We start from the raw sequence: 24,978 nt of genomic DNA, 5'->3' as shown, positions 1-24,978 counted from the left end.
GGCGAATTCTAAGAGAGACCCACCATTTATACATGCTTTTTCATCTACCCTATGAGCTTATTTCCATTGTAGCCGCTAATTCTTAACATTGAGCGAGGATAAAACTTAAGATTTTCTTAAGATTTAGTAGAGTCTTCTTAAAAATAAAATATTTATTGTCCTGTCTGAGGACTTTATTGTCCAATTAAAGGCTTTTATTGTCGGTTGCATACCCTTTATTGTCCAGTTAGCAGCATTTATTGTCCGATTGCCTAAATATTCCTATCAGTATAAAAACACCCTTTGGGATTCCCGCATTTATCTAGCAGGCCTCCTAAAGGGGGGGCGTTTTTCCATAAATATAGGTTCCATCCTCACTGCACCTTGCTACTCCGATACAAATCAAAGTAGACACCTTTTTCCGCAAGTAGCTCTTCATGGCTGCCGCTCTCAACGATTTCTCCGGCATCAATGACCATGATTGTATCAGCATCGCGAATCGTATTCAATCTGTGGGCGATGATAAAGCTTGTGCGGCCTGCCATTACATTGGTCAATGCCTTCTGGATTTGTTGCTCAGTCCGTGTGTCAATGCTGCTTGTAGCTTCATCCAAAATTAAAAATGCTGGTTTTTGCAAGATAACCCGTGCGATTGCCAATAGCTGTTTTTGCCCTTGACTTAGATTGCCGCCATTCTCATCCAAAACGGTGTCATATTTATTCGAAAGACGATTGATGAAACTATCGGCATTTGCCATTATAGCAGCATTCACCACTTCCTCATCGCTGGCATCTGGCTTACCATATTTGATATTTTCCTTTATTGTTCCAGAAAATAAATACGTATCCTGTAAAACGATGCCAAAGCTGCTACGCAAACTATCCCTCGTATAAGTCCTCATATCTCTGCCATCAATTAAGATTCTGCCTTTCGTCACATCATAAAAGCGGGTCAACAGATTCACAATGGTCGTTTTACCGGCACCCGTAGGGCCAATCAACGCCGTCCTGCTTCCAGCTATAGCTTCAAAGCTAATATTTTTAATAATCGGTACATCTCTTCGGTAGCCAAAGCTGACATTGTCAAAAGTTACATGACCGTGCGGATTTTGCAGAGGGATGGCATCGACTGAATCCTCCTGCTCCTCTTGTTCATCTAAAATTTCAAACACCCGCTCCGCCCCGGCAATCCCTGATAAGACAACATTATAAATATTAGCCAAGTCATTTAGTGGGCGGACAAATTGACGCGAATATGTTAGAAAGCTGGCGATGATTCCAACTGTAATCATATTTTTTACCGCAAGAATCCCACCAACAATGGCGACAATCACAAAACCGATGTTGCCAATAATATTCATAAACGGCATTAAAAATCCCGACCAAATTTGCGCCTTTAAACCGACCTTTTGCAGCTCATCGTTAATATCCTTAAACTGCTCAATCACTTTTTCCTCGTGGTTAAAAGCTTTTATGACGTGTAAGCCTGAAATGGTTTCCTCAATATGGCCGTTCAACAGCCCGAGCTGCCTTTGCTGGTTGCGAAATAATGTTTTTGTTCGCTTTGTAATCATCCTCGTGAGCAAATAGATTAACGGGATTGTAATAACACTTGCCAATGTAAGCGTCGGACTTAAATACAGCATCATGAAAAATGATCCGATAATAACAATAATGCCGTTCATAAGCTGGGTTATTGACTGGGAAATACTGCTTGAGACATTATCAATATCGTTCACCAAGCGGCTCATTAATTCCCCATGTGTATGGCTGTCAAAATAAGCAACTGGAAGCTTTTGCAGCTTCGCAAACAACGCTTCTCTTAAACTAGCAACAATCCGTTGCGAAACTCCCGCCATGAGCCAGCCTTCTGATAATGTAAGAAAGGCACTCATGACATAAGCAAAAAGCAAAACGATGACAATCGTACTTAAAACGCCAAAATCAACAGCGCCATTTTTGCTTGCCATCGCATCGACTGCTTTTCCAATTAAATAAGGCGAGACAAGGGAGAGAGCAGCATCAATTAAAATAAACAGAAAAACAGTTAGTAAGAGCTTTTTTTCCGTGCCGATAAAAAACAGCAGCCGCTTTAATGTGCCACTAAGATTTTTCGGCTTATCTGCCTGTCTAAGGTGATGTTTGCTAAATCCACTCTTAGGCTTTGCATCTGGCGGCGAAACCCTATTAGTACGTTTATCCTTTCCAGACGACTGACCATTAACACCCGCGGCCACTCACAGCACCTCCTTCCCAATTTGTGAATGATAGATTTCTTGATATACTTGGCAATTTTTCACTAATTGTTCGTGGGTACCGAAGCCAACAAGTTTGCCATCATCTAAAACAAGAATTTTGTCAGCATCCCTTATCGAAGAAACCCGTTGCGTAATGATCATGCATGTTAACTGTGTTGCATATTTTTTGAGAGATTCCTTGATTTTAGTCTCTGTTGCCACGTCCACTGCACTTGTACTATCATCCAAAATAAGAATTTCCGGCTGTTTCACCAATGCCCGAGCGATTGATAGCCGCTGCTTCTGGCCTCCTGATAAATTAATGCCCCCTTGACCAAGTTTTGTATGATAGCCCTCTGGTGAAGCAATGATGAATGAGGCTGCTTCAGCGATAACGGCTGCCCGCTTTACTTCGTCTTCGCTGGCATTTTCTTTTCCCCATTGAATGTTTTCAGCAATTGTCCCTGTAAACAGCATCGTCTGTTGCGGCACTACCGCAATTTTTTCTCTTAACTTTTTAATGTCATACTCTCTAACGTCAACACCATCAACCTTCACCACTCCTTCGCTTACATCATAGAAGCGCGGAATTAAGTTGATTAAACTCGTCTTGCCTGAACCAGTTGAGCCGATAATGCCAACTGTTTCCCCAGGCAAGCAGGTAAACGTGATATTTTTTAAAACCGCTTCACTTAAAGCGCCATTATAAGCAAATGAAACATTGTGAAAATCAATCCGCCCTTTTGTGGTCAAACCACCATCACTCGTTGTTGTTGCTGACTTTTTCCCCTTAGACTTAAGCTGATTTTCCTCGGCAAACACTTCACCAATGCGCCCTGCAGACGCTTTTGCCCGTACAAACATAATGAAAACCATCGAAATCAGACGCAATGAAAATAAAATTTGAATCATATAGTTTGTGAAGGCAATAATCTCCCCAACTTGAATATGACCGCTCTGAACGCCATAGCCGCCAAACCAAAGCACAGCAACAATGCCAATATTCATTACCGCTACCATCATCGGACCAAAAATAGATAACACCCGAGTCGAAGAGGTTGCCGTACTTTGTAAACCGAGATTAGCCTGCCCGAATTTATGAATCTCAAAATTAAATTGATTAAATGCTTTAACAACTCTTACACCTGATAAATATTCACGCATGACGCCATTCATGCGGTCCATCGCTTTTTGCACCTTCATAAAGCGTGGAAAGCCAAGCCTCATACTTAAAACAATTAAAATCGCTATGATTGGCACGACAACAGCTAGTACGATTGATAAATGAGGATTCAAACGAACAGCCATGATGAGGGATCCGATGCATAAGAGTGGCGCTCTAACAAATATTCGCATAAGTCCATTAGAAAACATTTGAATCTGGGTAACATCATTCGTTACTCTTGTTATAAGCGAAGCGCGGTCAAATTTATCAATGTTTTGAAATGACAATGATTGAATTTTACAAAAAAGGTCATACCTCAGCTCTGCACCAAAACGCTGTGAGACAAAGCTGGAAATAAAATTCCTTGCAGTTGCCGACACTGCCCCAAAACAAGTGATTAGTAGCATCATACCGCCCATTTTCAGCACATAATCCATATCTCTGTTAGCAACGCCAACATCGATTACTTTTGCCATGATTGTCGGCAAAAGTAAATCTACAATTGCTTCTAAAGTTAAAAAAACAACAGCAAAGGTAAAAGGTAGCCAATATTTTCGGACATATTTATTCAAAAAGTTCATAAAAATATTCCACCTTAAAAACACTTATTTTTCCAACTATCTATACTAAAATATACTCCATTTTAATGGGAAATCCATCTATTTCGTTCCATAAAATATTTAAAAGGGACTGTTCTCGTGAACAGCCCCTTCAGTTTATCTACCATAATACAGGCTTTGCTACCATAAACCAAAGCATTAATAATAATAGGATAATGTAAATCCAAGTTGACCGATACAAAGTGCGCACTGATTTTTCCTTATCTTGATTTGGGTCATTAAACTTACGCACAGTTGGTGAAAAAGCGCGCGCTAAAAAATAGCCGGAGCAGAGCATAATAAAAATTGACACAACGAGCCAAGATGTTGTCCATGTCCATGAAGTAATCCAAACGAGTAAAATTCCTGTAACAACTAATACATGCCCGGCATGTTTTGATACTCTAACAGTGAATTTAAATACATTTAAATATGCCTGTTGTTCATCTTCATTTGCATTTTGCAGCTTTTTTATAAACGGGAATAATATGCAAAAGGGACCAATAGTAAGGATCACACTAACAACATGAATATAAAGAATAATCTGATATAAATTATAGTTCATCTAGTATAAAGCAATTTTCTAGGCTATAGGCTAGACTGGCCGATACTCATGAACCCATACACGCATTTGCGGCAGCCATGGCATCCCAGGATGCATTGATAAAATGGATTGTTTATATTCCTCTACATTAGCGTATCCTTCCTCTTGGGCATGCTCATCAGTCAGTTCCCCAAGTGACTGTGAATAAACACGTTCAACGACAAAATCCTTTCCTTGAAGTGTCATAACCTCGCCAATATCAGCATATCTGCCATTTCGGCGCGAAGCTGTTTTTTGTCCCTTTAATACTTTTTCTACATCTTCTTTTACTGTTACTAATCGTTCAATTGTACATGTTTTTGGTGGTAAAGAAGTATGATCATTTTGGTTTGTCATAAAAAAGCCACCTTCCTATGTATTATTTATAAAATTATTCAAATCAACTTTATCACATATTCTGCCCTGTTTGCACCTTTAACATCACGTTTTTAGTATTAAGTTTTGTGAAAAATGTACTTCTTTTTATACATGAATTGAATGTTATTGGATAAAGTAACATAGAAAACTCCAGAAATAAAAAAGGAGGCCATTTATATGGACAGCACACATGAATTTGTTGAAAAACTACATGACACACAGGAAAAAGATGAACAAAACCGCAAACGCGGGAAAGGGCACCCAGAAAAACAGTTACCGACAAAGAAGCATAACAACCCTAAGCACAGTAAATGATGGTAGGGGGAACTACACATATTAAATAATATTATAGGGCAGCCAATTGCTATATATCAACTGATTGGCAGCCCAGGTTCCCAACTACTTCACCTTTTTCCCCTCTTTAATCCCTTCAAGCTGCGGATTTTTAATGACTTTGTCACCAGCTTTTAATCCTTTTTCAATGACAACTACCTCATCGGTTTCCATTCCTGTTTTTACTTCTTGGATTACAGCCTTGCCATTTTTGACAACCCAGACAGCATCTCCACCATTACTATCTGGGAATAGAACCACTTTTGGAACAGCTAATTTACTTTTTTGCTCTAATGTTGTAAACTGCACATCCAAAGCGTATCCAGGACGTAGTTCTGGTGCTTTGGCACCAAGCGCGACTGTTATCTTCACTTTTTGCTCAATTAGTCCTAATGCTGAGACCTTTTCTTCGGCTGCTGGGGCGATTGCCTTTACAGTGCCAGCAAATGTATAATCCCCGTTTTTCCTTTTCTGAGTGAGTTTGACTTCCATCCCTTCATTTACATTGATTACATCTTCTGTCAAAAGGTAAACATCTACTTCAAGTTTGTCATTAGTGATAAGGGTCATTAATGACGTTTGGCTTGTCACCATTGCACCTACTTTGACAGATAATTCTTTGATAATGGCATCCATTGGTGCAACGATTGTTTTGTTTGCAATCAGATACTCTACATGATTGATTTGTTCATTTATTGATTCTTGTAATCCTGCATAATATTGTTCTGTTCCAGGTACTGGTTTAGCTTGTTCTTCAATTAATTGTAATGCTTGCTCCTCTTGCATTACTGTATTTTCAAGCTGCTCTACTTTATTTTTGGCATCATCGAAATCTTTCTTTGAAACTGCACCTTGATCATAAAGAATTTTTATTTTATCATAATCTTCTTTTCCAATAGTAAGCTGGCGTTTCATTTCTTCAATGAGTAATTGTTGCTGTTTCACTTGCGCTCTGTAGGAACTTTTATTAGCCTGCTTTTCCTGCCCTTTGATGCTTTTCAGCTGTGCTTTTAATTGGCCGAGCTGATAATCCAAATCCTCTGCTTCAATTTTTACTAATAAATCACCTTTCCTGACACGCTGCCCTTCTTTGACTGGGAGATTACTAATTTTTCCGTTTATGACACTGTACACAGGTCTTTCGTTGCTGGCTGTCACAATCCCTTCTTCTTTAAATGATTGCGAAACGATTTGCGACCTAACCTCAAGCAATTCTGTTTCAAGAGGTTTTGTCGATGAATAAGCAAAATAGCTACCAATACTTAATGCTAAAATACCACTTATAATCCATTTTATATGCCGTTCCATAGCTTCACTCCCTTTCTTTTAAAACAGCAACTAAATCAAGCTGTTTTACTTTTCGTGACACCGCCAGCAGCGAAATGGCGATGGCAACTATTGTTCCTATTAAAGCCTGAATAATTGCATCGGAGTTAATAACAGCTGGAATTGTATAAAGATCGCTGCTCATACTTGTTGACATTAACTTACAAAATGAAAAGGCAAGCGGAATGCCAGCAATCATGCCAACAAAACCAAGAAACCATTGTTCAACGGAAACAACCCCCATTACTTCTTTTGGCGTCATACCCATGACCCGCAATGAGGCAAGCTCCCTTTTCCGTTCTGCTAATGAAATAATGCTAGAATTATAGACAATGGCAAATCCTGTGATAATCGAAATAAGCGCCATGATCCACATCGCAGAGGAGGAGGCTGCCATCATTTCTGTATACTTATCAATCATTTCCTGCCTAACCTCTATTGTGCTCACATATTTTGAGGAACGATACCGCTCTTTTAAATCTGGAATCGCTTTTTCGTCAATCGCCATGAGAGCGGAGGTCATCATTTCCCCCTGCTTTAGCAACGCCAAAAGAACATCTTGATTAAGATAAACATTAGCCCCCAAATATTGTGGAATGATTTTTTCTACCGTAATATTTAGTTTTTCATCCTTTGCATACATACTTTCCATTTGCAGCACATCACCGACTTTAACACCAAGCTTGTCCGCAATTTGTTCAGAAACCATCATCCCCGACTTCGGCAGTTCCAGGCGATTTCCTTGTTTGTCAAAGACATTGTACAATGTCGAGTCAGCCGTTATCCCTAGTGCTACGACATCCTTTTTATGATTTAAAAACCGCAATGAAACTGGGACTTCAAGGAGCGGCTCCACATGCTTCATTCCTGTAACATGCTGTAATTCACGGATGACATCGGAACGCGGCATTGGTTTTGCAAAAGTCCATTTAACATCTTGCTTTTGCACTTTTGTAAACTGGTCCATAATCATTACTTCTGCCATACTGTAAAAGGAAAAAAATGATGCCATCATTGCAAAAGTAAAGACAATGCCAATAAACGTAAAGAAGCTGCGGCTTTTATTGCGCAACAAGTTTCTGATTGCCATTCGCCCTTGCACATTAAACATCCGCCAAAACCAATGGATTTCTTCCAGCTTTGTTTTTTTTACAAAAGTCGGCACAACAGGGTGCATTGCCTCAGCAGGCTGAAGGCGGATAACGCTCTTCACACCTTGAAAGGAAGCCGCCGCACTGAAAAGTGCCGCCATTATAATACCGAGATAAAAGTACTTCAAGGAAGTATGCGCTTCAAGGTTCGGCAAACTAAAATACATTTGATAAATTTCTAAAAAATATTTTGACACCCATATTCCTAATAAACCGCCAAGCAACCCACCAAATACACCAATAAAAACACCGTACCACATATAATGAAGCAATATTTCTAGGTTGCGGTAGCCAAAGGCTTTCAAAGTCCCAATTTGCCCACGTTGCGATTCGACAAGCCGTTTTAACATGATATATAAAATAATAGCCGCAATGACGAGAAAAATAACGGGAAGGCTGCTCGCCATTCTTTCCATTTGCTTTAATTCTTCCGTCAGCATCGCATTGCTAAGCTGATCTTTAGCAGAGCAGAGGCTTTCAAGCTCATATTTTTCCAAAGCAGATTTTACTCTTTGCTCAACATCCACAAAATTGACTTCTGGACGAAGTGTAAAAGAAATATCATTTACTAAACCTTTTTGATTAAAAAGCTGCTCCATATCCTCATATGGCATATAGGCTACTTCAAATGTCTTCGGATCTGCTGCGATGCTTTGAAGCTCCTTCAAGGCATAAATATACTCTGGGCTTTGCCCTGTGCCACTAATTGAAAGCTCCACTTGCTTCCCTTCAATAATGACATTTACTTTTTCACCTAGCTGCAGCCCGTGGGCCTCATAAAATTTATCCGCTACTAAAATCTGCTGCCGCTTCTCTTCAGGAAATGTGCCTTTTTCAAGCTTAATTCCATTCAATTTATTTCCATCCGCACGATGTAAAGAAATCAAGCGTAAATAGACATTTTCCTTCGTGTCTGGCATTAATACCCTTACATCTTTAATCAAACGGCCTTCCACTTTGTTTATCCCACTAATTTCCTCTAGCGTTTTCGCTCTTGTGTAGGGAATCGCTTTTACCTTCGCAAAACCATCTGCAAAATGATAGTCTTGATAAAACTGATCTTTGGCATAAAACAAGCCATCTTTTGCGATTGACATTGATGTATAGGCCATAAGCCCAATGGCAATAACAACCGCACAGGCAAAGTAAGCAAATTTATTTTCGAAAATATCTCCGAACATTTTCCGCCACAGCATTACCACGTTACCTCCTCTGGGTCTAGAGGATGTTCATTCACTTCGATTTTTTCGAGCATACCATCCTTAATATAAAAAACGCGGTCAGCCATAGCGGCAATTCCGGCATTATGCGTTATAATCATGACCGTCTTTCCATAGGTCTTATTGAACTCACGCAGAAGCTTTAATACTTGTATTCCAGTTGAAAAATCGAGGGCCCCTGTTGGCTCATCGCATAATAAAATCTCAGGGTTTTTCGCAACCGCTCTCGCAATTGCCACCCTTTGCTGTTCACCCCCAGACAATTGCGCCGGAAAATGGTCTGCACGCTCAGCCAAGCCAACCTGCTCAAGAACTTCCATCGTGTCTAGCGGGTTTTTAGCAATTTGTGTCGAAAGCTGAATATTTTCGTAGGCCGTTAAATTTGGCATAAGATTATAAAACTGAAAGACAAATCCGACTGCATTACGCCGATAATCTGTTAAAATTTTTTCCGTCGCTTGATGCAATGGCTGTTCCAAATAATAAATTTCACCTGAACTAGCAGTATCCATTCCACCTATTAAGTTAATCATCGTACTTTTTCCAGAGCCGCTTGGGCCTAAAACGACAATAAATTCCCCTTTTTTTATTTCAAAATGAACATCTTTCAAAGCCTGAACAGTAACTTCACCCATCTGGTAGACCTTTGATAAATTTTTAGCCGTTAATAAAGCCGTCATCGTTACCCTCTCCCTAAAGAATGAGGTTCTTAAAAGTATAGAAATCTTACTTTTACCATACATTAAAAGTTGGCCGCAAAGTGTTAATTTTTTCTAACATTTTAACAAAATATTTTATGGAGGTTGCAATATATCGAACATAGATAAGCAGAAAATTGTCGAAAGCGTTCCACAAAAAGGCTTCTTTTGGCACCCAAAAGGGTTATTTACGCTTTTCTTCACTGAATTCTGGGAACGCTTCTCTTACTATGGAATGCGGGCAATCCTAGTTTTTTATATTTATTATGAAGTTTCAAAAGGTGGGTTAGGACTAGAGGAAACAACAGCGCTTGCGATTATGTCGATTTACGGATCATTAGTTTATATGTCTGGGATTATCGGCGGAGCATCTATTTTACTAGGTTTAATTCTTTTCATGGTGGCACCGAAGATTCAAACATTTATGAAAGGTGTTCGTTAAGGTAGAGGGTCGATGGATTATTTATTTTTATCCAACAATATATTGTTTCGATAAGTGTTCAATTATAAAATGAACAGGTGAGACAAATTTGGATATTTTCAAACATTGATGCTAGACTAGCATATTATGACATCTTTTGTATTGGAGGAATAAATAATGGGAAATCAAATTAGACTTGGAATAGTTGGATACGGAAACCTTGGAAAAGGTGTACAAGCAGCTGTTAAAAAAAATAGCGATATGACCCTTTCTTATGTATTTACAAGGAGAGCTCCTGAAACTGTTCATGTAAATGATGAAAGCATTAAAGTACTTTTAGTTGATGAAATTGAGAAATATACAAATGAAATTGATGTGTTAATTTTATGTGGCGGCTCAGCAACAGACCTGCCTGAACAAGGACCTGCCTATGCGAGGATTTTTAATACAATCGACAGCTTTGATACACATGCAAAAATCCCTGAATACTTTGACAGCGTCGATCAAGTAGCTAAGCCAAATAATAAAACAAGCATTATATCCGTTGGTTGGGATCCAGGTTTATTTTCATTAAATCGACTAATGGGAGAGGTTATCGTTCCTGACGGCAATACATATACATTCTGGGGCAAAGGCTTAAGCCAAGGACACTCTGACGCGATCCGCCGCGTTCCAGGTGTTAAGGCAGGCGCACAATATACCATTCCGATTGAGGAAGCGGTAGAACGCGTCCGCAATTCCGAAAATCCAAAGCTTTCAACGAGAGAGAAGCATTTGAGAGAATGCTGGGTAGTGGCTGAAGATGGTGCTAACACTACAGAAATCGAAACAGCAATCAAAACAATGCCGAACTACTTTGCGGACTATGATACTACTGTAAATTTCATTTCCGAAGAGGAATTTAAAGCTAATCATGGGGCAATGCCGCATGGTGGATTCGTCATCCGTAGTGGACAAACTAGCGAAGGCACGAACCAAGTTATTGAGTATGCAATTAAGCTTGACAGCAATCCTGAGTTTACCTCTAGTGTCCTCGTTGCTTATGCACGGGCAGCTTACCGCATGAATCAAGAAGGGCAATATGGCGCAAAAACTGTATTTGATGTTGCACCAGGGTACTTATCCCCTAAGTCAGCGGCTGATTTACGGAAAGAGCTTCTATAAAAGTTGCAAAAAACGCTTGGATAAATCGTCCAAGCGTTTTTTATACAGCTGTGCACATACCTATGTAGGAATCTACTCTTTTTTCGCAAATGTACTTGGCATGACAACTGCAATGACTTCGCCACGAGCACAAAGTGTATCACTTGCGTAAACTTCCGCATTAACTTTCCATTTTTTCGGATGAATCTCTTCAACCGTTCCAATCGCCTTTAATGGCACACCATGTGGTGTTGGCTTTAAAAAGTCAACATGTAAGGAGGCGGTTACAAAGCGCGGTGGCTCAGCCTCGCCCCCAGGCTCATGTCCATTTTTGCGATGCAACGCAAGGGCAGCAGAACCCGTACCGTGACAGTCAACTAATGATGCTGTTAAGCCACCATAAACAAATCCCGGTAACGCCAAATGCTCAGGTTGTGGCTCAAAAATAGTGACCGTATTTTTCCCTTGCCAACCTGTTCGAAAATGATGCCCACTTTCGTTTAAACGTCCACAACCATAACACCATGCAAAATCATCTGGATAATCATCTTGAATTGCCTTTACTACCTTTTCTTCCATTGTTTCTCCCCCTTTTAATTTACAGCTATTTAGAGCTGTTTTTAGTATTTTCAGAATATTATAACATATCCTAGCAAATAAAAGAGCAATGCCTAAAAAATTTATTAATTGAGCTATTTAGACATTGCCTTTTACTATTAAAATATTATGAATAAGTAGCTTGTATTCCTTTTTTTTGCAAATATATGGATTCCACGCAAATGAGCTTTATACCCCTGTAACAATTACCCTAGCCGTTTCTTGAAGACTATCAAACTTTTTAAGTAATTCGTCAGGAGGTAATGGTTTGCTAATTAAATACCCTTGAATTTGCATACATTGCTCATTTTGCAGCATTTCCTTTTGGATTACCGTTTCTACGCCTTCAGCAATAACCTCAAGATTTAAGAAACGTGCCATTGAAATAATTGTTGAAATAATCGTCATATCACTATCTTTATTGACAATATCACGAACGAAAGATTGATCAATTTTTAATCTATCAACCGGAAGATGCTTTAAATAAGCTAAAGAAGAATAGCCTGTGCCAAAATCATCAATAGAAATTTCGATGCCTAAGTGCTTTAAGGCATCTAAAGTTTTCTTCGTATGGTCAATATTCATCATCATACTTTCGGTGATTTCCAGCTCTAAGTATTGTGGTAATAGACCTGTTTCTTGCAAAATTTCTTGAACTGTATCTGATAAATTTTGTTGATAGAATTGCCTAATTGACAAATTGACGGCGACACGAAGTGGCGGAAGCCCTTCGTTATGCCATTGTTTCATTTGCCTACAGGCTGTACGTAATATCCATTCCCCAATCGGGATGATTAACCCCGTTTCCTCAGCTATGGAAATAAATTTCCCTGGTGAAATCCAACCGTGTGCAGGATGATGCCAACGGATCAATGCCTCAACCCCAATAATTTTACCGCTGCCAAGTTCAACTTGCGGCTGATAGACAACATAGAGCTCATTTCTTGAAATAGCATTGTATAAGTCATTTTCAAAAACGAGATTATCTAATGCCTTGCCATCCATAAATGGCTCATAAAGCTGAATCGACTTGTTTTGATTTTGCGCCTCCATAAGCGCAATATTTGCATGCTGAAGTAGTCCCTCTATTTCCGACCCATGTTGGGGATAAAGGGCAACACCGCATCTAAATGTAACATTTAATAATAATTGTTGTGCCCGTAACGGTTCTTTGAAGCCTAGCTGAATCGCTTCAAATTTAGTTAGGATTTCTGTTTCCTCCTCTGTCGGAAGAATTAAAACAAATTCATCACCTGTCATCCTATATAAAAACATATTTGGAAAGAGTTGTTCATTTAGCCGTTTTGCAGCCTCTTGGAGGATTAAATCTCCAAATGAATGGCCTAACGCTTCATTTATATTTTTAAAGCGATTTATATCAAGAATTAGAATGGCAGCCTTTTGATTTGGAAGCCCTTCAACAATTTCCTCCCACTTTTCCTTTAAACAGCGGATGTTCGGCAGTTTTGTTAATTCGTCGTAAAAGGCCAAATAATGGATAAGTTCTTCATCCTTTTTCATTTGAGTGATGTCACGAAAGACTATAATTGCTCCAGATGCTTGTCCCTTGTTAGCAAAAGGCGTAACAACATAGGATACCGGAAATATTTTACCATTTTTTCGAATAAAATAATCCTCATTAACCCGATACACCTCTCCTTCTTTACTTGCCTTTAAAGATGGACAATTTTCTTTAGGAAAATGGCTCCCATCTTTATGACGATGAATATAATCATGAATATTTTTGCCTAATAAATCTTCCTTAGACCAGCCTAGAAGCTGTTCTGCCTCAAAATTCATATAAGTCAGCTCACCATTATCATTCATAACGATAAGCCCTTCCCCCATATTTGAGGTAATCGATTGGAGAAACTCCTCACTTTGTTTCAATAGAATTTCTGTCTCTATTTTCTTTTCAAACGGCTCCTCTACCGATGTATGATAAACCGCTCTTTGCAAAAAATAAAAGCCCGCTAACTGAAACAAGTGGCCTATAAAATTATTAATATCATAAACGCTTTTATAAGTCGTAAAATAATAATCAGCAATGATTAAATAGACCGATGCTGTAATAAGCATATAGTTAAACACTTGTTTCGATTGAAAGCGACTAGCTACAACATAAATAATAATAAGTTCGATACCAATTCCAACAAATTGGAGGTTATTTTTTAAGGTAGTTGTCCCGATTCCTTCCATTACAAGATCTGGCAGAAGCGGTTTTGGATAATAAACAGCTACAAGCCAAACTGCAGAATACAGAAAGGCTATACTATAAGCTACATATCTTTGGCGTGAACTAACTAGGCGGTCTTTCGAGGTTACGATTGCTAACATCACAATCACTTCCGTTAACCTAGCTGCCATAAAAAACCACGTTGCTTTATAAGCAGAGCTTTCCGATATAAAAAAGGGCATTCCTTTATATGTAATGGCATGCGCTACTTCTATTATGCCAACTGAAAAAAATAAGGCCCCTATCCATAACCGATAGCTTGAAAGAATATGGGGAAAAACCATCCATGATTGTATTGCAATTGTAAAAGCGATAGTTATAATAAAAAACTCCATAATTAAATGGATTGTTAAATAGTTCTGTTCCCCAAAAATTCCGTACAATGATTCCCGAAAAAATAAGGCAATAAATAAAAGCAAGACCGAAAAAACAATAATTGTGCCATTGCCCTTCTTAAAAGCTAAAATATTTTGAAATGCTGACTTCATCATGCACCTTCTTCCCAGAGGCCGTTTAAGATAGAATATAACAACATTGTACAACAAAATCATTTAAATAATTTAGGAAACTTTTTTATAATTGATGACATTTTAAAAAAAGGAAGCAAAAGATTTTACTCTCTGCTCCCCCTTTATTACAGCCCACCAAGATAGGCTTGTTTAATTTGTTCACTTGCTTGTAGCTCTGCCGCTGTTCCTGAAACAACAACACGTCCCGTTTCAATAACATAGGCGCGATTGGCAATCGATAAAGCCATGTTCGCATTTTGTTCAACTAATAAAATCGTCGTGCCAGCCTTATTTATTTCTTCAATAATGTTGAAAATTGTTTGCACCATTAATGGTGCGAGCCCCATTGATGGCTCATCAAGTAAAAGGAGCTTCGGTCTAGCCATAATTGCTCTCCCCATTGCAAGCATTTGCTGCTCGCCGCCTGAAAGTGTTCCCGATAATTGTTTGCGCCGTTCTAAAAGGCGTGGGAAGATTTCATAAACTTTATTTAAATCCTCACGAATTTCCTTTTTATCCTTTCGTAAATAGGCACCTAATTCAAGGTTTTCTTCCACTGTCATGTTGGCAAAAACTCTACGCCCTTCAGGGACATGAGAAATTCCTGCTTTTACGATTGCCTGAGCTGGCTTTCCGGCAATAGATGCACCTAAATATTGGATGTCACCTTTCTTTGGCTTCAATAAACCTGATAATGTTTTCAAGAGAGTGCTTTTTCCCGCTCCATTTGCCCCGATTAAAGTGACAATTTCACCTTCCTTTACTTCTAATGAAACTTCCTTCAAGGCTTGAATATTTCCGTAATATACATCAATATGGTCAACTTTAAGCATCATCATCACCAACTTCCTCTCCTAAATAAGCCTCAATTACTTTAGGATTGTTGCGGATTTCATCTGGGGTTCCTTCAGCAATAAGCTGACCGTGATCTAATACATAAATCCTTTCACATATACCCATTACTAATTTCATATCATGCTCAATTAACAAAATTGTTAAATCAAACTGATTGCGGATAAACGCAATTAACTTCATCAATTCATGCGTCTCTTGTGGATTCATACCTGCTGCCGGCTCATCTAGAAGCAATAACTTCGGACCAGCAGCTAAGGCTCTCGCAATTTCCAAGCGCCTTTGCTGGCCGTATGGTAAATTTTTTGCTTTTTCATCTTTTAATCTATCCAACTGAAAGATTTTTAGAAACTCAATCGATTTCTCTTCCATCTCTTTTTCTCCAGAAAAATAGGATGGCAACCGCAAAACGGAACTAAGAATAGAATGCTTAGCTAACGAATGATAGGCAACTTTCACATTATCTAACACGGATAATTCGTTGAACAGACGAATGTTTTGAAAGGTGCGGGCAATTCCTTTCCGCGTTACTTTGTATGGCGGCTGTCCATTCACACGTTCACCATTGAAAATAATATTGCCTTCCGTTGGTACGTACACTCCTGTAAGCAAATTAAAGCAAGTTGTTTTCCCTGCGCCATTTGGCCCAATCAGTCCAACAAGTTCTCCTTGGTTGATTTCGATATTAACTCCAGAAACAGCCTTCAGTCCGCCAAATTGAATGCCTGCTCCTTGAACTTGAAGCAATGGATTATTTGCCATATCCGTTGCCTCCTTTCGCACTCTTCCACTTACTACCGAACAAATCTGTAATTTCACGTGTACCCATTAATCCTTGTGGTCTGTATATCATAACAATAACAAGGACAAGACTATAAATAATCATCCTCGTTTCAGGATATCCTTGTAAGAACGTTGAAACAATTGTTAATAAAACTGCTGCTATGACAGAACCAGATAAACTTCCAAGTCCGCCTAATACGACGAAAACTAATATATCAAACGATTTAAAGAAACCAAAACTAACCGGGTTAGGTTGAATAATATAGAAATTATGGGAATACAATCCGCCAGCAACTCCAGCGAAAAATGACCCCAGTGTAAAAGCAATAACCTTATAATAAGTTGTACTGATACCCATAGCATCAGCAGCTATTTCATTTTCTCGAACAGAAATACAAGCTCTTCCATGACGCGAATTCGTAAAGTTCATAATCACAATTAAAGTAATCAATAAACATATAAAAGCATAAGTCCAAGTAGTCATATGGGAAACCTGCATTCCCGCAGCTCCACCTACATAATCTATATTTAAAAAGATAATCCGAATAATTTCAGCAAACCCTAATGTTGCAATCGCCAAATAGTCCCCGCGCAAACGTAAGCTCGGAATGCCGACAAGTAATCCAGCTGCTGCTGCAACAACGCCTCCAACTACCAATGCCACTGGAAAAGGCAAGTGCATTTTCATTGTGATAATCGCTGAAATATAAGCCCCCACCGCTAAAAAACCTGCATGTCCGATTGAAAATTGTCCAGTAACACCGATAACCAAATGAAGACTTACAGCTAAAATAACATTTATAGCGATAACAATTAATGTATTCATATAAAATGTATTTATGATGCCGGAATTGATGGCGAATTGAACAGCCGTATAAATAATAATGGATAAAACTAAAAATAGCCAAAATCCCTTTGATTTTTTCATCGTTGATCTCACCTACACTTTCTCTCTCGTGTTTTTTCCGAAAAGACCAGTTGGTCTAAAAATCAAAATTAAGATAAGAATAACAAATGCAGCTGCATCTCTCCATAGTGAGTACCCTAAGGCCGTCACGATTGATTCTACAACTCCTAACAGCAGTCCGCCAACCATTGCACCGGGAATAATACCGATTCCACCTAATACAGCAGCAATGAACGCCTTAATACCAGGGATAACTCCCATTAAAGGCTCAATCTTTGTATAATATACACCAAAAATTACCCCTGCTGCACCTGCTAGGGCTGAACCAATCGCAAATGTTGCAGAAATCGTAGTGTTTACGTTAATACCCATCAACTGAGCTGCTTCTGTATCAAAGGAAACAGCCCGCATTGCCTTACCGATTTTTGTCCGTTGCACAATAATTTGCAAAATAAGCATCAGAGTAATTGAAATCGACAAAATAAGGAGGGATTGGCTGCTAATTTGAGCACCGAAGAAATCAAAGGTTTTGTTTGGTAACACATTCGGGTAAGTTTCAAGCTGGGCACCACGAGCATAAATCATGACATTTTCAATTAGAAATGAAACCCCGATTGCCGTTATTAATGCCGCAATTCGCGTAGCATTTCGAAGCGGTTTATAAGCGATTCGTTCAATCAAGACACCAAATACAGCACAAGCTGCCATTGCTAATAATAAGGCTGGGAGAAACCCTAAACCCAAGCCCACAATGGCGTAAAATCCAATAAAGGAACCAACCATGAACACATCGCCATGGGCAAAATTAATGAGCTTTATAATTCCATAAACCATCGTATAACCTAATGCGATTAAAGCGTAAATACTTCCTAACGAAATACCATTTACGATTTGTTGGACCCACTCCATTATTTCTCACTCCTTCTATTAAAATACAAATATAGCTTTACAAAAAAAGGGAAATGGAAGGATTTCCTCCCATTTCACTAGCTTTATTATTTAATTCTTAAGGATTAATCTTCGTCTTGAATTGATGCTTTCCATCGACAAATTCGATAACAGTTATTGCTTTTATTGGATGATGGTTTTCATCAATTGTAACTGTACCAGTTACTAAAGATAAGTCTTTTGTTGCTGCTAATGCATCCTTAATTGCCACTGGGTCTAAGCTACCAGCACGCTCAATGGCATCTTTTAATAAATACACTGTGTCATATCCTAAGCCATTGAAAGCATCAGGTGATTTTCCTTTGTACTTCTCTTTAAACTTTGTAACAAAGTCTTGAATTTTTTGATTTGGGTCTTCAGCAGAATAGTGGTTTGTCATGAATGTATTATTTAAAGCTTCTGCACCAGCTAATTCCACTAACTTCGGTGAATCCCAGCCATCACCGCCCATTAATGGCGCAGTAATGCCCATTTCACGAGCTTGCTTTACGATTAAGCCCACTTCTTCATAGTAACCTGGGATAAAAATAAACTCTGGATTTTTTGATTTAATACGAGTTAGTGTAGAACGGAAATCTGTATCTTTTGCTACATATGCGTCTTGTACAACAATTTTGCCACCCGCTGCTTCAAATGTTTCTTTAAAGGCAACTGCAAGTCCTTTTGCATAATCACTTGCATTATCTGCAAAGATAGCTGCATTTTTTACCCCTAAATCATTTGCAGCAAAGTTAGCTGCAACGGTTCCTTGGAACGGATCGATGAATGATGTACGGAATACGTATTCATTAACTGAGCCATCTTCTTTCACTGTAACAGTTGGGCTTGTACCTGATGGTGAAATAAGAACTGTTGGTGTACCATTCGCAATTTGTGCTTGGGCCACTGTATTGCCGCTAGTAGATGCACCGATAATGGCATTTACTTTGTCTTGGCTTGTCAAACGGATTGCAATATTCGTAGCTTCAGCAGCATCTGACTTATTGTCAACTTTGATTAGCTCAATCTTTTTGCCATCAATACCACCAGCTGCATTGATTTCATCAACAGCTAGTTCAACGCCTTCAGTGTTAGATTGTCCATAAGAAGCAACTGCACCTGAAAGCTCCATATTTACGCCGATTTTAATTACATCAGCATCAGCTACTTTTCCACCACCGCCCGCGCCTGTATTTCCTGCCCCTTGGTCGCCGCCACCGCCTGAACATCCGGCAAGTAGACCTGCAAATAAAGCAGTCGATAAAAGAATTTTAGAAAATCTTTTACTCATCTAAGAAATCCCCCTTTTGCATAATTATTCCATTATTCTGACAATAATGAGCTCAGTAATTTATTTGTCTAATATACTAATTCATCGGAATCTGTCAGAGTAAAAAAATAATTAATAATATTATTTCAATAACAGTATTTTAAACCATAGCGTCTATTAAGTCTAGTAAATTTTTTATGTATTTCTATATTTCTGAATACTAATTAAAAATTATATTGTGATAGAAAGCAGGGGAATCTTTCCCTGCTTCCTATCGTTTATTCATCTCCGACTATAGGAGCAGGTTTTCCAATTGGATAGTATTCAACCACCTCACATTCTTGTAGCTTAACAACTTCAAAAATATTACGACCATCAAAAATAATCGGACTTTTCATCTTTTTTAAGAGTTGATTAAGGGCTACATTTTTAAATTCGTTTTTATCGCCAATATTATAACGAGTTCCTTCAAATTTATAAGCAAGAACAGCCTGGTGTTTATTAAGGACGTTAAGGGCATCTGTCAGCTGTCATTCATTTCCCCGCCCAGCTGGAAGCTTATCGAGAATTTCAAAAATCTCAGGCCTTAATACGTAGCGCCTCATAATTGCATATCTTGAAGGTGCCTCTTCTTTATTTGGTTTTTCTACTAATAAAGTAAACCAAGGCATTTTATTAACAAAAGGTGTTAAAGTTTCTGGGAAAGTTAAATTGGAATCAAAAGAACAAGCTGAAAATGCAAAAATAATATTTCCTATGGTTATATTATAAGCGGGATGCTTTTTGTGATATATCATGCACCAGTTCATCCTATGAACATTTTTTTAGTAGATTTCTTAGGAATTAAGACCGACATGTGGCCATTAACTTTCTTTATGATTCCACCTATGTTGTTATTGTGGATAGGGCTCGAATTACGAAAATAATGGATCACGGGGGGCGGTCGGATGCTCCAAAGAAATTTTAAGGCAAACGATTAATATTTAATGAGAACGTAATGACATTATTTTCGCTCGCTAATTCATTTTTTTATTTTAATGTTTTTCTGTTCCTTATAAAGAAATTCCCTTATCTCCTCTATTGTTAGCCCTAAACCTTTTGCTTGTAGGATTAGTTTTAGCCATTCGTGATCTAACATCCACAATTCACTCCTGTTTACTATTTATGATTAACCATATAGCCCAGATTAAAGTTCCCATTCCTACTCTAAACGGATGAGGTTAAAATTGGGTTAAATAAAATATTAAATATTAAGAAAATTGGGGTATATTTTGGTGAGTAAAGGAGTGAATGGATAAAAACATATGTTAAACTTTTTTATTCGGAATTGAAAATTTGTATCCAAACCCTCTGACCGTTTGAATGAATTGTGGTTTTTTAGGGTCATCTTCCACTTTCTTTCGCAATGTACTTATGTGAACAGAAACAGTTTTCAAATCAGCATTATAATCAATGCCCCATATCCTTTCATATAATTGTTCCGCGCTAAATATTTGGCCAGGATGTTCAGCTAAATGGAAAAGCAACATTTTTTCTTTTGTAAATAGGTCAATCTTTTCACCTTTTTTGTATATACTTTTATCAGTGAAATTGATCGTTAAATTTCCAGTCGTAAGAACTTTAGAGGAGGCTATTCCGACTCTTCTAAGTTGGGCCTTTATTCTAGCTAGTAATTCACCTGGGTCAAATGGCTTCGTTAAATAGTCATCACATCCAATGCCAAAACCATGGATAATCGAGCGTTTTGTTCTTTCACCAGTAAGAAAGATAAGAATACCATCAGAAATTTCACGATACTTTCGGGCAATTTCAAAACCATTTTCATCGGGGAGATTGATGTCTAATAACAATATGTTGGGTGTTTCCTTTTCTATTAAGCGTATCCCATCAGCTGCATTTGGTGATGTATAGACAGTAAAACCTTCTCGCAGAAGATATATACGTAAAATTTCTACAATTGAAGCATCATCTTCAATTACTAAAATTTTGATTGGACTCACAATATCGTCCTCCATTACAAATTTAGAAATAAGTGATAAGGATGTTAAAGATGATAAAGACAAAATCAACATACTTTAAATTATTATTACTTTTTCTCAGCATTAGTACAATTTTATTAGTTGTTTCCGTAAAAGCTAATACAAGTGAAACAGCGAATGGAGGGATTTTTGGTCTTAATCATATGCAAGAAGGTAGGATTGTGAAATTAGATGGAGAATGGGAATTTTATTGGCAGAAGCTTTATACGCCGCAAGAGTTTTTGCAAAGTTCCTCCAAGCCTACTCCTCAGATGGTCCAAGTCCCTAGCCCATGGCGAAACTACAATATAGGAGATGAAAAACTGCCGTTTGTGGGATACGCTACATACCGTTTGCGAATTGAACTTGCAAAAGAGGAGATTGGTAAAATAAAAGCTTTATATATATCTGGTGTATCCTCAGCATATAAATTATGGGTTAACGGTGAAGAAAAAGCGCAGAATGGTATGGTTGGTTTAAGTAAAGGCACAACAGTACCTAATAATGTTCCGAAGATTGTCCAGTTCCAAGTCGATACAAACGAGATTGAGCTGATTATGCAAGTATCTAATTTTCAGCAACGAAAGGCTGGGATTTTTGGATCAGTTTTAATCGGAGAGCCAGAAACCATTCTTACATACAAGGAAAAAAGGGTGATTTACCGTTCAATCATTGTAACAAGCTTAACGATTATCGGAATCTACCATATCCTGATGTTTTTATACCGAAGAAAAGAAAGGTCTTTAATTTATTTTGGTGTATTGTGCATCTTGGTCGCTATTCGAGCAACTATTCTTGAAGAAGGGCTTGCCTCGGAGATTCTTTTCTTTTTGAATTGGGAAATGGCAAGGAAGCTGGAGTATTTAGGTGCATCCGCTGGTGTTTTGTTTTTTACTTTATTTGCTTATACACAGTTTCCCGAAGATATGAATCGCAAAATAAGAAATATTATTGCTGTAATTTTGGCTATGTATAGCCTTTTTATCATACTTACTCCCGCTATTTTTTATACAAAAACAATGGTTTTGCTACAATTTATTATTGATCTTGTTTTTCTATATTTAGTTTATGTGTATATAACAGCTTTTCGGAAGAAGCGGGAAGGGTCGTTATTAAATACTATAGCCCTACTAATGTTATTCTTGACGACGGTTAATGATACTTTATACTATAATCACTTCATTCGTACAACTGAATTGGCTTCTGTCGGTTTGTTTTTCTTTTTATTTACACAATCTATTATGATTTCGAAAAGATACGCAATGGCTTTTGTGCGTACAGAAAAACTATCTAACGATTTGGCGATTCTTAATACATCATTAGAGCGGCAAGTACTTGAGCGTACAAAAGAGTTGCAACAGGCGAATGAGCAGCTTAAAATCGCTAATGAAAGTCTTGAAGAAGCGCACCAATCAAGAAGTATGTGGATTCGAAATATTTCCCACGAAATATCGACTCCATTAACAAGTATTCGGGCTTATACGATGGGAATGTTAGATGGGGTTGTTCCAAGTAATAAGGATTATATTCAATTAGTTTATAACCACAGTCTTTACTTATCATTACTGTTGCATGACCTTCACGATATGACAGATATCGAAAATCGGCAAATTAAATTTGACTTGCAAAAGGTAAATATCTGTGAGTATATTTATGAATTATATGAAAAAAATAGGTTGGATATTGAAAAGCAGGAGATTCACTTTGTATGTAATAATTTGCTTTCCGGTGAAGAAAATGAATTTCTTGTCTTAATGGATCCATTACGAATAGAGCAGGTTATTGTGAATTTACTTAAAAACGCTCAAAGATTTGTAAATGAAAATGGCAAAATTGATTTTGAGCTTGGAAAATGGGATGAGCACAATGTCGTTATTAAAGTAAAGGATAACGGCACGGGTATAAAGGAAGACGAGCTTGATTTTGTATTTGATCGATTTTATAAAAGTAAAAGCCAAAGTAAAACGCACAATGGGTCTGGGCTAGGTCTTGCCATTTCAAAAGAAATTATTGAGTATCACAACGGGATTATTGGTGTGGAGAGTAAAGTAGGCAAGGGAAGCTGCTTTTACTTTATTTTACCTTTACAAAGGAGTGGAATGTAAAATGTTTGAAGAATATAAATTAGCTACGTTTGCAGGAGGGTGTTTTTGGTGTATGGTTTCACCGTTTGACGAACAGCCTGGGATAAAGGAAGTTATTTCAGGCTACACTGGCGGTCATAAAGAAAACCCTACATATGAGGAAGTTTGTTCTAATACAACTGGACATTACGAAGCGGTTCAAATTACGTATAACCCAGCTGTTTTTCCATATGAAAAATTACTTGATTTGTTTTGGCAGCAAATTGACCCAACAGATGCCGGTGGGCAGTTTCATGATAGGGGTCAGTCTTACCGAACAGCGATTTTTTATCATGATGAGGAGCAAAGGAGATTGGCAGAGGCTTCAAAGGCAGTCTTAGCTATGAGTGGACGTTTTCAAAAGCCGATTGTAACAGAAATCTTGCCGGTAGGTCCTTTCTACCGTGCAGAGGAAAGGCATCAAGATTATTATAAAAGAAACCCACTACATTACAATCTTTATAAAGAAGGTTCTGGTCGGGCGCGCTTTATCCGTAAAAATTGGAAAACGGTAAAAAGTGATGAACAATTGCGGAAAGAGCTAACTGCACTTCAATATGAAGTAACAAAGAATAATGCAACTGAGCCGCCGTTTCGGAATGAATATTGGAATAATTTCGAGGATGGAATTTATGTTGACATTATTTCTGGTGAACCGTTGTTCAGCTCAACAGATAAATATGATGCAGGTTGCGGCTGGCCGAGTTTTATGAAGCCATTGCGGCGGATGGACTTAGAGGAACGGTTGGACTTGTCACATGGCATGAGAAGAATTGAAGTAAGAGCTAAACAATCGGACTCACATTTAGGCCATGTCTTTGATGATGGACCAGGTCCTGATAAAGCACGATATTGTATCAATTCTGCTGCCCTTCGCTTTATTCATAAGGATAAGTTGGAAGAAGAAGGGTATGGGCAGTTTTTGAGTTTGTTTCAAACACAATAAAAATAGGGAGCGCTCTATTAAAAATTGGAGCGGTCTTTTTTTAATTATATAGATATGTGCCTGTACATTTTGTACCATAGTTGAATTAAATATAGGAGAAGGCTTCGTTAATTCAAAATGTAAAGAGATACTATCAATTGCAAAAATGCTAAGATGAGGAGGTATCCGAGCAAAAATAAACGAGGAGAAACGATTATGAAAGTACTTGTAATTTGGCGTCTGCTCACTGTTGGTGGAGTAAATGCTGGATGGCGACATCGCTCAATCTATTTTAAAAAGCATGGAATTGAAACAGAGTTTCTTTACACAACAGACCATGGCGGGTTGCACATTATGCAGGATGTTGCTCCGGTTTATTTGACAAAGGATGAAGACAAGATTATTTCAATTATAAAAAATAATACTTATGATGCCATTATTGTAGCTGATACAGACGCTGCTTATAAATGGATAAGAAAAACTGAGTGAGGAAAACCACCTCACTCAGTCCTTTTTTGTCTAGAAGATATCCGAAATCTTATATTCTATGCCATGTACACCTTTATAATACTCAGGGTACATGTCTCCCCCACATTGT

At 38.1% G+C, this 24,978-nt stretch carries 20 protein-coding genes and 3 pseudogenes; 6 read left to right on the top strand and 17 right to left on the bottom strand.

Features of this window, described 5'->3' with window-relative positions; translation table 11 throughout:
- Positions 1-353 precede the first annotated feature (353 nt).
- The 4 genes from GX497_11305 to GX497_11290 all read right to left on the bottom strand — a co-directional run bounded on the left by GX497_11305 (position 354) and on the right by GX497_11290 (position 4,920).
- The gene (locus GX497_11305; protein HHY73779.1) at positions 354-2,216 is read right to left on the bottom strand and encodes an ABC transporter ATP-binding protein; all 1,863 of its coding nucleotides are present in this window, start codon (positions 2,214-2,216) and stop codon (positions 354-356) included.
- A complete protein-coding gene (locus tag GX497_11300; GenBank protein ID HHY73778.1) occupies positions 2,217-3,962 on the bottom strand; it encodes an ABC transporter ATP-binding protein in 1,746 nt (581 codons plus the stop codon). It abuts the gene before it with no gap.
- 139 nt (positions 3,963-4,101) lie between these two features.
- The gene (locus tag GX497_11295; protein ID HHY73777.1) at positions 4,102-4,545 is read right to left on the bottom strand and encodes a DUF2269 family protein; all 444 of its coding nucleotides are present in this window, start codon (positions 4,543-4,545) and stop codon (positions 4,102-4,104) included.
- Between the two features lie 30 nt (positions 4,546-4,575).
- On the bottom strand, positions 4,576-4,920 hold the full coding sequence (locus GX497_11290; protein ID HHY73776.1) for an ASCH domain-containing protein: 345 nt from the start codon (positions 4,918-4,920) through the stop codon (positions 4,576-4,578).
- 198 nt (positions 4,921-5,118) lie between these two features.
- Between GX497_11290 and GX497_11285 the strand changes: the two genes are divergently transcribed.
- Positions 5,119-5,256: a DUF4023 family protein gene (locus tag GX497_11285; protein ID HHY73775.1), complete on the top strand. Its 138-nt coding sequence runs from the start codon at positions 5,119-5,121 to the stop codon at positions 5,254-5,256.
- An 84-nt stretch (positions 5,257-5,340) separates the two neighbouring features.
- Here the strand turns inward: GX497_11285 and GX497_11280 are convergent, their stop codons facing one another.
- Genes GX497_11280 through GX497_11270 form a run of 3 tightly spaced genes read right to left on the bottom strand, consistent with a single transcriptional unit; the run spans position 5,341 to position 9,651 of the window.
- Complete coding sequence (locus GX497_11280) at positions 5,341-6,582, bottom strand: efflux RND transporter periplasmic adaptor subunit (GenBank protein HHY73774.1); 1,242 nt, start codon at positions 6,580-6,582, stop codon at positions 5,341-5,343.
- Positions 6,583-6,586: 4 nt separating this feature from the next.
- Positions 6,587-8,947 (bottom strand): FtsX-like permease family protein, encoded by a 2,361-nt coding sequence (locus GX497_11275; protein HHY73773.1) that lies wholly within the window; start codon positions 8,945-8,947, stop codon positions 6,587-6,589.
- Positions 8,947-9,651 (bottom strand): ABC transporter ATP-binding protein, encoded by a 705-nt coding sequence (locus GX497_11270; protein ID HHY73772.1) that lies wholly within the window; start codon positions 9,649-9,651, stop codon positions 8,947-8,949. Before GX497_11270 ends, GX497_11275 begins: the two co-directional genes overlap by 1 nt.
- A 130-nt stretch (positions 9,652-9,781) precedes the next feature.
- Here GX497_11270 and GX497_11265 point away from each other — a divergent pair.
- Both GX497_11265 and GX497_11260 read left to right on the top strand, forming a co-directional pair.
- A pseudogene (locus tag GX497_11265) lies at positions 9,782-10,036 on the top strand (MFS transporter).
- Positions 10,037-10,267: 231 nt separating this feature from the next.
- Positions 10,268-11,254, top strand: a complete 987-nt coding sequence (locus tag GX497_11260; GenBank protein ID HHY73771.1) for a diaminopimelate dehydrogenase — start codon at positions 10,268-10,270, stop codon at positions 11,252-11,254.
- A gap of 72 nt (positions 11,255-11,326) precedes the next feature.
- Here the strand turns inward: GX497_11260 and GX497_11255 are convergent, their stop codons facing one another.
- From GX497_11255 to GX497_11210, 10 genes and pseudogenes are all read right to left on the bottom strand, one after another.
- Positions 11,327-11,812, bottom strand: coding sequence for a PaaI family thioesterase (locus GX497_11255; protein HHY73770.1), 486 nt, complete (start codon positions 11,810-11,812; stop codon positions 11,327-11,329).
- Positions 11,813-12,019: 207 nt separating this feature from the next.
- Positions 12,020-14,554, bottom strand: a complete 2,535-nt coding sequence (locus GX497_11250) for an EAL domain-containing protein (GenBank protein ID HHY73769.1) — start codon at positions 14,552-14,554, stop codon at positions 12,020-12,022.
- A 146-nt stretch (positions 14,555-14,700) separates the two neighbouring features.
- Positions 14,701-15,408, bottom strand: a complete 708-nt coding sequence (locus GX497_11245; protein ID HHY73768.1) for an ABC transporter ATP-binding protein — start codon at positions 15,406-15,408, stop codon at positions 14,701-14,703.
- The gene (locus tag GX497_11240) at positions 15,401-16,189 is read right to left on the bottom strand and encodes an ABC transporter ATP-binding protein (protein ID HHY73767.1); all 789 of its coding nucleotides are present in this window, start codon (positions 16,187-16,189) and stop codon (positions 15,401-15,403) included. Before GX497_11240 ends, GX497_11245 begins: the two co-directional genes overlap by 8 nt.
- Positions 16,179-17,138, bottom strand: a complete 960-nt coding sequence (locus GX497_11235) for a branched-chain amino acid ABC transporter permease (protein ID HHY73766.1) — start codon at positions 17,136-17,138, stop codon at positions 16,179-16,181. The genes GX497_11240 and GX497_11235 overlap by 11 nt, the downstream gene beginning before the upstream one ends.
- A 12-nt stretch (positions 17,139-17,150) precedes the next feature.
- Complete coding sequence (locus tag GX497_11230) at positions 17,151-18,026, bottom strand: branched-chain amino acid ABC transporter permease (GenBank protein ID HHY73765.1); 876 nt, start codon at positions 18,024-18,026, stop codon at positions 17,151-17,153.
- 97 nt (positions 18,027-18,123) lie between these two features.
- Positions 18,124-19,335, bottom strand: coding sequence for an ABC transporter substrate-binding protein (locus tag GX497_11225; GenBank protein ID HHY73764.1), 1,212 nt, complete (start codon positions 19,333-19,335; stop codon positions 18,124-18,126).
- A 419-nt stretch (positions 19,336-19,754) separates the two neighbouring features.
- Positions 19,755-19,967 (bottom strand): annotated as a pseudogene (locus GX497_11220) (UTP--glucose-1-phosphate uridylyltransferase).
- A 368-nt stretch (positions 19,968-20,335) separates the two neighbouring features.
- Complete coding sequence (gene sinI / locus GX497_11215) at positions 20,336-20,452, bottom strand: DNA-binding anti-repressor SinI (protein HHY73763.1); 117 nt, start codon at positions 20,450-20,452, stop codon at positions 20,336-20,338.
- Positions 20,453-20,621: 169 nt separating this feature from the next.
- Complete coding sequence (locus tag GX497_11210) at positions 20,622-21,314, bottom strand: response regulator transcription factor (GenBank protein ID HHY73762.1); 693 nt, start codon at positions 21,312-21,314, stop codon at positions 20,622-20,624.
- A gap of 50 nt (positions 21,315-21,364) precedes the next feature.
- On the opposite strand from GX497_11210, the gene GX497_11205 reads away from it, so the two are divergent.
- The 3 genes and pseudogenes from GX497_11205 to GX497_11195 all read left to right on the top strand — a co-directional run bounded on the left by GX497_11205 (position 21,365) and on the right by GX497_11195 (position 24,860).
- A complete protein-coding gene (locus GX497_11205; GenBank protein HHY73761.1) occupies positions 21,365-23,437 on the top strand; it encodes a hypothetical protein in 2,073 nt (690 codons plus the stop codon).
- A gap of 1 nt (position 23,438) precedes the next feature.
- The gene (gene msrA, locus GX497_11200) at positions 23,439-24,401 is read left to right on the top strand and encodes a peptide-methionine (S)-S-oxide reductase MsrA (protein ID HHY73760.1); all 963 of its coding nucleotides are present in this window, start codon (positions 23,439-23,441) and stop codon (positions 24,399-24,401) included.
- Between the two features lie 195 nt (positions 24,402-24,596).
- A pseudogene (locus GX497_11195) lies at positions 24,597-24,860 on the top strand (glycosyltransferase family 1 protein).
- Positions 24,861-24,978: the final 118 nt, after the last annotated feature.

The sequence above is a fragment of the Bacillus sp. (in: firmicutes) genome, from assembly GCA_012842745.1.
GTDB lineage: Bacteria > Bacillota > Bacilli > Bacillales > Bacillaceae_J > Schinkia.
This window is presented reverse-complemented; position numbering and strand designations above follow the sequence as displayed.

Bases quoted from the DNA above. Each gene is read 5' to 3' on its own strand.
- msrA (HHY73760.1), top strand. From the start codon at position 23,439: ATGTTTGAAGAATATAAATTAGCTACGTTTGCAGGAGGGTGTTTTTGG.
- GX497_11285 (HHY73775.1), top strand. From the start codon at position 5,119: ATGGACAGCACACATGAATTTGTTGAAAAACTACATGACACACAGGAA.
- GX497_11300 (HHY73778.1), bottom strand. From the start codon at position 3,962: ATGAACTTTTTGAATAAATATGTCCGAAAATATTGGCTACCTTTTACC.
- GX497_11235 (HHY73766.1), bottom strand. From the start codon at position 17,138: ATGAAAAAATCAAAGGGATTTTGGCTATTTTTAGTTTTATCCATTATT.
- GX497_11280 (HHY73774.1), bottom strand. From the start codon at position 6,582: ATGGAACGGCATATAAAATGGATTATAAGTGGTATTTTAGCATTAAGT.
- GX497_11255 (HHY73770.1), bottom strand. From the start codon at position 11,812: ATGGAAGAAAAGGTAGTAAAGGCAATTCAAGATGATTATCCAGATGAT.
- GX497_11295 (HHY73777.1), bottom strand. From the start codon at position 4,545: ATGAACTATAATTTATATCAGATTATTCTTTATATTCATGTTGTTAGT.
- sinI (HHY73763.1), bottom strand. From the start codon at position 20,452: ATGTTAGATCACGAATGGCTAAAACTAATCCTACAAGCAAAAGGTTTA.
- GX497_11245 (HHY73768.1), bottom strand. From the start codon at position 15,408: ATGCTTAAAGTTGACCATATTGATGTATATTACGGAAATATTCAAGCC.
- GX497_11290 (HHY73776.1), bottom strand. From the start codon at position 4,920: ATGACAAACCAAAATGATCATACTTCTTTACCACCAAAAACATGTACA.
- GX497_11275 (HHY73773.1), bottom strand. From the start codon at position 8,947: ATGCTGTGGCGGAAAATGTTCGGAGATATTTTCGAAAATAAATTTGCT.
- GX497_11250 (HHY73769.1), bottom strand. From the start codon at position 14,554: ATGAAGTCAGCATTTCAAAATATTTTAGCTTTTAAGAAGGGCAATGGC.
- GX497_11240 (HHY73767.1), bottom strand. From the start codon at position 16,189: ATGGCAAATAATCCATTGCTTCAAGTTCAAGGAGCAGGCATTCAATTT.
- GX497_11225 (HHY73764.1), bottom strand. From the start codon at position 19,335: ATGAGTAAAAGATTTTCTAAAATTCTTTTATCGACTGCTTTATTTGCA.
- GX497_11205 (HHY73761.1), top strand. From the start codon at position 21,365: ATGATAAAGACAAAATCAACATACTTTAAATTATTATTACTTTTTCTC.
- GX497_11270 (HHY73772.1), bottom strand. From the start codon at position 9,651: ATGACGGCTTTATTAACGGCTAAAAATTTATCAAAGGTCTACCAGATG.
- GX497_11230 (HHY73765.1), bottom strand. From the start codon at position 18,026: ATGGAGTGGGTCCAACAAATCGTAAATGGTATTTCGTTAGGAAGTATT.
- GX497_11260 (HHY73771.1), top strand. From the start codon at position 10,268: ATGGGAAATCAAATTAGACTTGGAATAGTTGGATACGGAAACCTTGGA.